Annotated in this window: 11 protein-coding genes; 7 read left to right on the forward strand and 4 right to left on the reverse strand. The window is 60.4% G+C overall.

Translation table 11 applies throughout. The features are described from left to right. Window positions 1–85: 85 nt before the first annotated feature. Genes GOQ25_RS13090 through msrB form a run of 4 tightly spaced genes read right to left on the reverse strand, consistent with a single transcriptional unit; the run spans window position 86 to window position 2,172 of the window. Window positions 86–862, reverse strand: a complete 777-nt coding sequence (locus GOQ25_RS13090) for a peptidylprolyl isomerase (RefSeq protein ID WP_160350923.1) — start codon at window positions 860–862, stop codon at window positions 86–88. Between the two features lie 9 nt (window positions 863–871). Further along, on the reverse strand, window positions 872–1,150 hold the full coding sequence (locus GOQ25_RS13095; protein WP_160350924.1) for a BolA family transcriptional regulator: 279 nt from the start codon (window positions 1,148–1,150) through the stop codon (window positions 872–874). A gap of 36 nt (window positions 1,151–1,186) precedes the next feature. Continuing rightward, the gene (locus tag GOQ25_RS13100; protein ID WP_160350925.1) at window positions 1,187–1,774 is read right to left on the reverse strand and encodes a septation protein A; all 588 of its coding nucleotides are present in this window, start codon (window positions 1,772–1,774) and stop codon (window positions 1,187–1,189) included. Further along, window positions 1,771–2,172, reverse strand: a complete 402-nt coding sequence (gene msrB / locus GOQ25_RS13105; protein ID WP_160350926.1) for a peptide-methionine (R)-S-oxide reductase MsrB — start codon at window positions 2,170–2,172, stop codon at window positions 1,771–1,773. The genes GOQ25_RS13100 and msrB overlap by 4 nt, the downstream gene beginning before the upstream one ends. A gap of 63 nt (window positions 2,173–2,235) precedes the next feature. Here msrB and GOQ25_RS13110 point away from each other — a divergent pair, with 63 nt between their 5' ends. The 7 genes from GOQ25_RS13110 (at window position 2,236) to GOQ25_RS13140 (ending at window position 9,489) form a co-directional block, all read left to right on the forward strand. Further along, window positions 2,236–2,913 carry an energy-coupling factor ABC transporter ATP-binding protein gene (locus GOQ25_RS13110; protein ID WP_160350927.1) on the forward strand — a complete coding sequence of 226 codons (678 nt, stop codon included), beginning with the start codon at window positions 2,236–2,238 and terminating at the stop codon, window positions 2,911–2,913. Then, window positions 2,913–3,512 carry an energy-coupling factor transporter transmembrane protein EcfT gene (locus GOQ25_RS13115; protein ID WP_160350938.1) on the forward strand — a complete coding sequence of 200 codons (600 nt, stop codon included), beginning with the start codon at window positions 2,913–2,915 and terminating at the stop codon, window positions 3,510–3,512. Before GOQ25_RS13110 ends, GOQ25_RS13115 begins: the two co-directional genes overlap by 1 nt. A gap of 140 nt (window positions 3,513–3,652) precedes the next feature. Next, on the forward strand, window positions 3,653–4,216 hold the full coding sequence (locus GOQ25_RS13120) for a biotin transporter BioY (RefSeq protein WP_160350928.1): 564 nt from the start codon (window positions 3,653–3,655) through the stop codon (window positions 4,214–4,216). Between the two features lie 237 nt (window positions 4,217–4,453). Next, window positions 4,454–5,620 carry an ABC transporter substrate-binding protein gene (locus GOQ25_RS13125; protein ID WP_160350929.1) on the forward strand — a complete coding sequence of 389 codons (1,167 nt, stop codon included), beginning with the start codon at window positions 4,454–4,456 and terminating at the stop codon, window positions 5,618–5,620. Between the two features lie 220 nt (window positions 5,621–5,840). Continuing rightward, window positions 5,841–6,878, forward strand: a complete 1,038-nt coding sequence (locus GOQ25_RS13130) for a branched-chain amino acid ABC transporter permease (RefSeq protein WP_160350930.1) — start codon at window positions 5,841–5,843, stop codon at window positions 6,876–6,878. A 5-nt stretch (window positions 6,879–6,883) separates the two neighbouring features. Next, window positions 6,884–8,722: an ATP-binding cassette domain-containing protein gene (locus tag GOQ25_RS13135; protein WP_160350931.1), complete on the forward strand. Its 1,839-nt coding sequence runs from the start codon at window positions 6,884–6,886 to the stop codon at window positions 8,720–8,722. Continuing rightward, entirely contained in the window at window positions 8,719–9,489 is a 771-nt protein-coding gene (locus tag GOQ25_RS13140) for an ABC transporter ATP-binding protein (RefSeq protein WP_160350932.1), read from the forward strand. The genes GOQ25_RS13135 and GOQ25_RS13140 overlap by 4 nt, the downstream gene beginning before the upstream one ends. Window positions 9,490–9,745 lie beyond the last annotated feature (256 nt).

Consider the following 9,745-nt stretch of genomic DNA (forward strand, 5'->3'; position numbering starts at 1 on the left):
TCGAGATGCACCGTGGGCGGATATCCACCCACGGTCAGCGTAACGCGGTGACCGGGACGCAGCCCCGGTCAGCTTGTACCGCGACTTACTTGATGACCGCTTTTTCGCGCAGTTCTTTCTGGAACTTGCCCAGCTCTTGCTGGCGCAGCATTTCCTCGATTTGCGGGCGGACTTGGGCCAGCGGCGGGAACTCGACCGGGCGGGTGTCTTCGACCTGGATGATGTGCCAGCCGAATTGGGTTTGTACCGGCTTGTCGGCCAGTTGGCCTTTCTTCAGGCTGCTGACCGTCTCGGCGAACGGTTGGACGTAGTTGGAAGGCGAGGCCCAGCCGAGTTCGCCGCCATTGGCGCCGCTACCCGGATCCTTGGAGTTTTTCTTGGCCAGCTCGGCGAATTTCTTCTTGTCTTTCTTGATCTGAGCGAGCAGATCGTTGGCGGTCTTCTCATCCTCGACCAGGATGTGACGGACCTTGTACTCTTGCTGGTCGCCTTGCTGGGTTTTGAGCTTGTTGTACTCAGCCTCGATCTGCTTGTCGGTGATCGGGTGCTTTTTCAAGTAGTCGGCCATCAAGGAGCGAACCAGGATGCCTTCGCGCGCCAGGGCGATTTCGGTCTGGACGGCGGGTTGTTTGGCGATGCCGTCTTTCTCTGCCGCTTGGACAAAGATCTGACGATTGATCATCTCTTGCTTGACCTGCTCGCGCAATTGCGGCGAGTCAGTGGCGCCTTGGCTCACCAGCAGCTTGACGAATTGATCCAGGCTCTGCTGAGTGATCGGCTGGCCGTTAACCGTTGCAACGTTCTGCGCAAAAGCGGGGAGCGCGACCGCGCAAGCAGCGGCGAGCATCACATAGCGTTTCATGGTTTTCCTTTAATTATTGGATTGAGGTGCTTGGGCATCGAGCGCAAGCGCATGAATGGGATGAGGGATCAGATCTCGCAAAAGATCATACACCAGGCGATGTCGTGCCACGGGCGACAAACCGGCAAAGCGCGAGGCCACAATTCGCACGTGGTAATGACCGGCGCCACCTTGGGCTCCGGCATGACCGGCGTGCAAATGCGAGTCGTCCCGGATGTCCAGCGTCGTGGGTTCCAAGGGCGCCAAGCGGCTGCGTATCAAGTCAATTCGATCGGTCGTGTCGGACATCTCAACAAAGCAAGCAACAACGTTAAAACAAGAAAATCAGTCTTTATCAAGCCGGCGTGGATCTCGTTCGCCGGCGCCGGACTGTTCGACATGCTGCATGTGCTTGCCCAGCCATAACGACTGCGCAATAACAAATACCAGCAGCAAACCCATCAGGCCAAAGACTTTGAAGTTGACCCATTGCGACTCGGTGAAATGGCCGGAAAACGCCACATACAGGTTAACGGCGCCCGCGGCCACGAAGAACAAGGACCAGCTCAAGTTGAGTTTGTCCCATAAGGGGGCGGAAAGTTCCAACTGTCCCCCTAATAATTTACGCATGAGGTTACGCCCGAACACATAGCGCGCGCCCAGCAGGGCACCGCCAAAGAGCCAGTAGAGGACCGTGGGCTTCCATTTGATGAAGACATCGCTGTGCAGCCACAGCGTGGCGCCACCGAAAATCACGATCACGGACAGGTTGATCCAGTGCGTCATCTCGATGCGTTTGCCGGTGGCGCGCAGCCAGATGAACTGGCCGACCGATGCCGCGATGGCTACCGCGGTCGCCGTATAGATATCCGCATAGCGGTACGCAATGAAGAAAAGAATCAGCGGAAACAGGTCAAACAGGAATTTCTTCATTCGTCTTCGAGCGGTTCGAATTTCAGCGACAGCGAGTTGATGCAGTAGCGCAGACCCGTGGGCTCGGGGCCGTCGGGGAATACGTGGCCGAGGTGCGCGTCGCAAATATTGCAAAGCACCTCGGTGCGGATCATGCCATGGGAGGTGTCGCGTTCTTCGCGCACGCGTTCGGGATCGATGGGTTCGAAATAGCTGGGCCAGCCGCAACCCGCATCGAATTTGGTGTCCGAGGCGAACAAGGGCGTGCCGCAGCCGACGCATCGGTAAATGCCGGTCGCGGTGGTATTCCAATAGCGGCCCGTAAAGGCGCGTTCGGTGCCTTTCTGGCGGGCGACCACGTATTCCTCGGGGGACAGCTGCGCGCGCCATTCCTCGTCAGTTTTGCGAACTTTTTCCATATCCGGTCGTGAGCCTAAATCGGTGAAAGAGGTCTGCCCGTGCATCGGGCATAATTTCGTCCCATGTTAATCGACTTTGAACGCGTCGTTGTCGCCACGCCGCACGCCCAGGCCCTACGAGGGGTGACCGCCAGCTTGGGCGAGCATCGCATCGGCATTGTCGGCCCCAATGGCGCCGGCAAGAGCACGATGGCCAAACTGCTCAATGGGCTGGTGCTGCCGACCGAGGGGCGAGTGCGCCTGGACGGACTGGATACGCGCCAGGATCTGAAGGCGATCCGCCGGCAGGTGGGATTCGTTTTTCAGAATCCTGAAAATCAGATCGTATTCCCTATCGTGCGGGAGGACATGGCGTTCGGGCTGAAGCCGCAACGCCTGCCGGCCGATGAATCCGCGCGACGCATTCAAGCGTGCCTGGATGCGATGGGGGTAGGGCATCTCGCCGACCGCGCGAGTCATTCTTTATCCGGGGGCGAATGTCAGCTGGTGGCGATGGCCTCTGTCCTGGTGATGCAACCGTCCTTGGTGGTGTTTGACGAGCCCACCACCCAGCTGGATCTGCGCAATCGCAACCGCGTTGCGCGCGCGATCGAGGGGCTGGCGCAGCAGGCGGTGGTGGTGACGCACGATCTGGACTTGTTGCGCGATTTTGACCGGGTGCTGGTGGTTGTGGACGGCCAGGTGGCGGCCGACGATACGCCGGGTCCGGCCTTGCGCTGGTATTGCGAGCACTGCGCATGATGCTCGAGCCGCTTTATATACAAGGTGACCGTTGGCTGCACCGCATGCCGGCGGGAGCAAAGCTCGCGGCGCTGGTGGCAGCGGGGGTCGCGCTTTTCTTCGTGCAGAATCTATGGATTCTGGCGGGGGCGATGGCGCTCGCGGCGGCGCTGGTGATGCTGACCGGGGTGAGCGCCGCGTCATGGTGGCGGCAGGTGCGCGGGCTGGTGTGGGTACTGGCGGCTATCGGCGTTTTTGCGGCGGTGTTTCAGGGATGGATGCACGCTGCCGTGGTGTTATTGCGCATCGGGGTGCTGGTGGCGTTGGCGATGGCGGTGACGCTCTCCACGCGCAGTGCGGATCTGATTGCGGCCTGCGAACGCGCGCTGACGCCGCTGGAGCGGCTAGGCTGGGTCAATGCCGGTAAAGTGGCGCTCGCGCTCGCTTTGACCTTGCGCTTTGTGCCCGAGATTTGGCGGCAGTATCAGGAAATTCGTGAAGCGCAGGCGGCGCGCGGGCTGGCCAAGCATCCGTTGGCCTTATTAGTGCCGCTGATTGTCAGAACGCTAAAGCGCGCCGAGCAAGTCGCCCAGGCCATTGATGCGCGCGGCGGAACATAATGAAAGACAAGTCGGACGCGACCGGCCAGAGATGGCGCTTCCAAGAGCGGGGCTCATGGCTCATGGTGGTTATATAGTGACTCCGCTCCAACATAAATAACGCAGCAGTACCCATACGGACGATGGTTTAGGAATCCAGGATGAGAACTAAAGACACTGTTTTGATTGCCCTTTTTGCCGCGCTGATCGTGGTGCTGAGTCTGGCCCCGCCGATTCCATTGCCGGCGATTCCGGTCCCTGTCACGTTGCAGAGCCTGGGCGTCATGCTGACTGGCGCCATGCTCGGTCCGGTCAGAGGCGGTCTGGCATGCCTGCTTTATCTCGCGCTTGCTGCCATTGGCTTGCCCGTGCTGCCGGGTGGCCGGGGCGGGCTGGGTGTGTTTTTCGGCCCTACAGGGGGCTTCCTGATCGGAATGGCGTTAGGTGCCTTCGTGACCGGCTGGATGGCGCGCACGTTGGTGCGTTTTCCAATGCAAGGCGCGCGGCCTTTGGCCGGGTATGCCGTCGCCTGCGTGGCAGGGGGCATCGGCATGGTGTATCTGATCGGTGTGCCGTGGCTCGCGGCTGTCACGCAAATGCCTATTGCGAAAGCGGCGATGGCGATGCTGGTCTTTATTCCGGGAGATCTGGTCAAAGTCGCGGTCGCGACCTGGGCAGCGTGGCGAGTCGAGCGCGTGTGGCCGGTTCTGCGGGAATCCCCTTAATGACGCGCCTCGGCGCGCGGTGAAAAATTCGTTATTGTTGAATGCGTTTGATTTTACCGCTCCGGATTGCGCAATCCGGGTATTGTTTGGCGGTGAAGTCGATTAGGGAAGTCACGGGGGGTGGATAGTACCGGCATTTGATACATTTCAAGGCCAGGTATCGTTTTTTTTGTATAACTTTAATTGAGCTCGCGTCCGTCAGGGTCCAACAACAAAGAGCTCACAGGAGACAACAATATGAGTCGCAAAAATTTCGGCTTGTCCGCGTTGGCTGGCGCGCTTGCGCTGAGCCTGCCCTTGATGGCGAGCGCGCAGGTCAAGGTGGGTGTCACGGTGGCGAGCACCGGGCCGGCCGCGTCCTTGGGTATCCCCGAGCGCAACACCGTCGCCTTGTTGCCGACCGAGGTGGCCGGTCAAAAAATCGAATGGATCGTGCTGGACGATGCCACCGACACCACTCAGGCCGTGAAGAACTCGCGCAAGCTGGTGTCTGACGACAAGGTCGATGTGCTGGTGGGCACTTCCATCACCCCGGGTTCGCTGGCCATGGTCGATGTGGCGAGCGAGGCCAAGGTGCCGATGATCAGTGTGGCCGCCAGTTCCAAGATTGTCGAACCGGTGGACGACAAGCGCCGCTGGGTCTTCAAGACTCCGCAAAACGATGCCTTGATGGCGAGCGCGCTGGCCGACGCCATGGCCAAGGCTGGCGTCAAGAAACTGGGCTTTATCGGCTTTGCCGACGCGTACGGCGATGGCTGGCTGGCCGTGATGCAAGATGCGGTAAAGAGCAAGGGCATCGAGATTACGGCGGTCGAGAAATACGGACGCACGGACACTAGCGTCACCGGTCAGGTTCTCAAGTTGGTTGGCGCTAAACCGGATGCCATCCTGATCGCGGGCGCCGGTACGCCTTCGGCGCTGCCGCAAAAAGAACTGCGCGCGCGCAACTATAAGGGCACGATTTATCAAACCCATGGCGCGGCCAATAGTGACGTGCTGCGCGTTTGCGGCGCCGATTGCAACGGCATGCTCTTGCCGGCGGGCCCGCTGCTCGTGGCGGCGCAGCTGCCCGATAGCAACCCGGTCAAGAAATCCGCGTTGGCCTATACCCAAGCCTATGAGGGTAAGTACGGCGCGGGCACGACCAACACGTTTGGCGGACATATGTGGGATGCCGGTCAGTTGATCGTCGCGGCCGTGCCCGAAGCGCTCAAGAGCGGCGCCAAGCCCGGCACGCCGGAATTCCGCGCCGCGCTGCGCGATGCGTTGGAGAACATCAAGAACCTGCCGGCCTCGCAGGGCGTATTCAATATGAGCCCAACGGATCATGCCGGTTTTGATGAGCGTTCCCGCGTGATGGTGAAGGTCGATAATGGCAAGTGGGTGTACCAGCCGGACCTTTGATGGATCGATCGCCGATACGGGGGCAAGCGTATCGGCGATTTCTTTCGCACCGGCCTTTTGGCCGGTGTGTCTTATCCGCGATAATTCCGCGCGGGCCGATAACGTTACAACGCTGCTGCCCGTGAATGGAATTTCCGCTTCAGGCGGGCATAGGATCCGCATTGGGCGGCTCGGGCCATGTCAATCTGGGGCGCTCGTTAGCAACTCTTAAGGCGGTTTCATGGATTTTTCTATTGCCCTCATCCTGCTGCAGGATGGCATCGTTAACGGCGCCATCTATGCATTGTTGGGAATGGCGCTGGTGCTGGTGTTCACGGTCACACGGGTCATTTTCATTCCTCAGGGCGAGTTCGTCGCATTTGGTGCGTTGACACTGGCGATGCTTGTCAACGGCCGCGTGCCGGGCACCGCGTATCTGCTGCCCCTGATGGGCGCGGTGGTGTTGGTGATGGAGATCGTGCGCGCGCTGCGCACCGGCAGCTGGTCGGCCATGCCCAAGGTGCTGCTGACCTGCGTCGCGCTGCCGCTCGCGCTGCTGTGGCTGGCAACCGCCTATGCCGCGCCGGATACCTCGCTCTGGCTGAACATGCTGCTGACTTTGGTGCTCATTATCCCGATGGGGCCGATGGTCTATCGCATTGTTTATCAACCGCTGGCCGAGGCCACGGTACTGGTATTGCTCATCGTCTCGGTGGCGTTGCATTTTGCGTTGCTGGGACTGGCGCTGGTGTTTTTTGGCGCGGAAGGCTGGCGCACGCCGGCGTTCGTGAGCGGTCAGTTTGATCTTGGCCCGGCGACGTGGTCGGCGCAAAGCCTGTTCGTGGTGGGCACATGTGCACTGCTAATCGTGGCGCTGTGGGTGTTTTTCGGCAAGACGCTGTATGGCCGTGCCCTGCGCGCAACGGCGGTGAATCGCCGCGGCGCAAGGCTGGTGGGCATCAGCACCACGATGTCGGGGAGCCTGACGTTCACATTGGCGGTGGCCATTGGCGCCATGTCCGGCATGCTGATCGCGCCGATTACGACGGTGTATTACGACACGGGCTTCTTGATTGGCCTGAAAGGCTTTGTCGGCGCGATCATCGGCGGGCTGGCGAGTTATCCGGTGGCCGCGGCCGGCGCGATACTGGTGGGCGTGCTGGAAGCCTTTGCCTCGTTCTGGGCGAGCGCCTATAAGGAAGTCATAGTGTTCACGTTGATCATTCCGGTGCTCGTGTGGCGGTCGTTCGGCAGCCACGCTTCGGATGACGAGGAGTAAGCGTCATGAGCAACCGTATTCCTTTGTTCGTTTTTATCGTCGTGCTGGCCGTGTTGCCGGCGCTGCCGTCCACGCCTGAATTCTGGATCACCCAACTGAACTACATCGGCCTGGCCGCGATGGTGGCGTTGGGGCTGGTATTGCTGACCGGGGTAGGCGGCCTGACCTCATTCGGCCAGGCGGCATTCGTGGGCCTGGGCGCTTACACGACGGCGGTGTTGACGAGTCACTATGATGCGTCGCCTTGGCTGGCATTGATCGCGGGGTTGTTGTTGACCGCGGGCGTGGCTTATTTACTGGGGCTGATTACCCTGAGGCTGTCGGGCCATTATCTGCCGCTGGGCACGATCGCATGGGGCCTGTCGCTGTTTTATCTGTTCGGCAATCTCGATTGGCTGGGCAAGCATGATGGCATCGCGGGGCTGCAGCCGATCAATGTGTTCGGCTTTTCGCTCGCAAGCGGACGGCACATCTACTATCTGATCTGGGTGCTGCTGCTGTTGTCCTTGTGGGCGACCAGCAACTTGTTGAGCTCACGTCCGGGCCGGGCGATCCGCGCATTGAAGAGCGGCGCGGGCATGGCCGAATCGATGGGCGTCGATACCGCTTCGTACAAGATCGTGATCTTTGTATGGGCGGCGCTACTGGCCTGCCTGTCGGGATGGATTTATGCGCATATGCAGCGCGCTGTCAGCCCCAGCCCGTTTGGATTGAACTACGGGATTGAGTATTTGTTCATGGCCGTGGTGGGCGGTGCTGGGCATGTGTGGGGTGCGGTAGTTGGATCGGCGGTGATTCTGGGATTGAAGGATCAGCTGCAGAATCTGTTGCCGAAATTGCTGGACACCAACGCGAACTTCGAGCTCATCGTTTTCGGTGTCTTGATGATCGTCATGTTGCAGTATGCCGGGCATGGGCTATGGCCGATTCTGGCTTCGGCTTGGGCGCGTGTGACAGGAGGCGCGTCTCAGCGCCGTCAGCTCGCTCCTCCGCCCGCGGCGCAGCCATTGCCGCAGCGTGAGCGGCCACGTCGTGGTGATCTCGTGCTCGAGGTCCAGGAGATCCGCAAAGAGTTCGGCGGGCTGGTAGCGGTCAACGATATTTCTTTCGATGTGCGTGCCGGCGAGATTGTTGGCTTGATCGGCCCCAATGGCGCGGGTAAGAGCACCACCTTCAACCTGATCAGTGGCGTGTTGCCACTGACGCGCGGGCGCGTGTGTTTCTTCGGTGAAAACATCTCCGGGCGCAGCGCGCGTGAAATTGCCCGCCTGGGTGTAGGTCGTACGTTCCAGCACGTGCAACTGCTGCCCGGTATGTCCGTGCTGGAAAACGTTGCGCTCGGTGCGCATATGCGTGCCCATGTTGGTGTGGTGTCGGGCGCCTTGCATAGCGACCGTGCTCAAGAGGCCAGACTGCTGCACGAGGCCGCCACGCAACTGCAGCGGGTGGGCTTGGGTGATTACCTCTACGAGCAAGCGGGCAATCTGGCGCTTGGCCAGCAGCGTATTCTGGAAATCGCCCGCGCGTTGGCCAGTGATCCGACCTTGCTGTTGCTGGACGAGCCGGCGGCTGGCTTGCGCTACAAAGAAAAGCAGGAACTGGCTCAGGTGCTCGAGCAGCTGCGTGAGGAAGGCATGAGCATTTTGTTGGTAGAGCACGATATGGACTTCGTCATGCGGTTAACCAATCATCTGGTGGTCATGGACTTTGGCACGAAGCTGGCCGAAGGCGTGCCGGCCGATGTGCAGAAGAATCCTGCGGTGTTGGAGGCTTACTTGGGGGGTATCGACGATGACCTGCCCGAGCCTGAGCGCGCCGAAGCGACTACCGGGAGCGCAGCATGACGCAAGCACAAGCACCGAACCAGAAGGTCGTGCTCGACGTACGTGGGCTGACCGCACGATATGGCAAAGTGAACGCGTTGAATAACGCGAGTCTGACCGTGGCGCCGGGCAGCATTGTCACGGTTATTGGCGCGAATGGCGCGGGTAAATCGACGCTGCTCAACGCCATGATGGGAGCGTTACCGACCACCGGCCATGCAGCGGGTGCGGTGCACTACGCGGGACAGGATGTATCGAATTGGCTGGTTGAGCGACGCGTGGCGGCGGGGATGTCGTTGGTCCCGGAGCGCCGTGAGCTGTTTGGCAGCATGTCCGTGGAAGACAACCTGTTGTTAGGCGGATTCCGTCGTTATCGGGCGCGTGAGAGCGGATGGCGCGATACGTTGGACGAGGTGTTTACCTTGTTTCCGCGTTTGCGGGAGCGGCGGCGGCAGGAGGCTGGCACTTTGTCGGGGGGCGAGCGCCAGATGCTGGCCGTGGGGCGTGCCTTGATGGCAAAGCCTCGAGTGTTGATGCTGGATGAGCCTAGTCTGGGCCTGGCGCCGCGTATCGTGCGCGAAATTTTCCACATCATTTCTCGGTTGCGGGAGACGGGTGTGGCGATACTGCTGGTAGAGCAGAACGCGCGGGCGGCGCTGCAGGTGGCGGATTATGGGTATGTGCTGGAGACGGGCGAGGTGGTGCTGCATGGGCCAGCGCGGGAGCTGGCGGGGAATCCCCGGGTGATCGAGAGCTATCTGGGGTTTGGGAAGGGGGCTGCGGGGTGATGGGCTTTCGATGTGCGTGGGTTTGTCGTTTAGGTTTGGCTTTTGGGTAGGTGGTGGGCTGTTGCTGGGGGTGTGCGTTTAGAGCTTCTTGCTGGCTTAGGGTTGGGTTCTTTTGGCGTCCGGGGGCGGTGTGCGTGGGCGATGCCGGCCCTGTCGGGGGTGTCAGAAATTCCGTGTTTAAGGCGGGTTAAAAATCAAATGGAAGGACGGACGAAGCGATCCTCATAGAGGATAGCAAACTGGATCATGGCCTGTT

This window comes from Bordetella sp. 15P40C-2, assembly GCF_009763235.1.
In the GTDB taxonomy this organism is placed as follows: domain Bacteria; phylum Pseudomonadota; class Gammaproteobacteria; order Burkholderiales; family Burkholderiaceae_B; genus Bordetella_A.

Excerpts from the sequence above, each read along its gene's own strand:
- GOQ25_RS13090 (WP_160350923.1), bottom strand. The coding sequence starts at position 862 with ATGAAACGCTATGTGATGCTCGCCGCTGCTTGCGCGGTCGCGCTCCCC.
- GOQ25_RS13095 (WP_160350924.1), bottom strand. The coding sequence starts at position 1,150 with ATGTCCGACACGACCGATCGAATTGACTTGATACGCAGCCGCTTGGCG.
- GOQ25_RS13100 (WP_160350925.1), bottom strand. The coding sequence starts at position 1,774 with ATGAAGAAATTCCTGTTTGACCTGTTTCCGCTGATTCTTTTCTTCATT.
- msrB (WP_160350926.1), bottom strand. The coding sequence starts at position 2,172 with ATGGAAAAAGTTCGCAAAACTGACGAGGAATGGCGCGCGCAGCTGTCC.
- GOQ25_RS13110 (WP_160350927.1), top strand. The coding sequence starts at position 2,236 with ATGTTAATCGACTTTGAACGCGTCGTTGTCGCCACGCCGCACGCCCAG.
- GOQ25_RS13115 (WP_160350938.1), top strand. The coding sequence starts at position 2,913 with ATGCTCGAGCCGCTTTATATACAAGGTGACCGTTGGCTGCACCGCATG.
- GOQ25_RS13120 (WP_160350928.1), top strand. The coding sequence starts at position 3,653 with ATGAGAACTAAAGACACTGTTTTGATTGCCCTTTTTGCCGCGCTGATC.
- GOQ25_RS13125 (WP_160350929.1), top strand. The coding sequence starts at position 4,454 with ATGAGTCGCAAAAATTTCGGCTTGTCCGCGTTGGCTGGCGCGCTTGCG.
- GOQ25_RS13130 (WP_160350930.1), top strand. The coding sequence starts at position 5,841 with ATGGATTTTTCTATTGCCCTCATCCTGCTGCAGGATGGCATCGTTAAC.
- GOQ25_RS13135 (WP_160350931.1), top strand. The coding sequence starts at position 6,884 with ATGAGCAACCGTATTCCTTTGTTCGTTTTTATCGTCGTGCTGGCCGTG.
- GOQ25_RS13140 (WP_160350932.1), top strand. The coding sequence starts at position 8,719 with ATGACGCAAGCACAAGCACCGAACCAGAAGGTCGTGCTCGACGTACGT.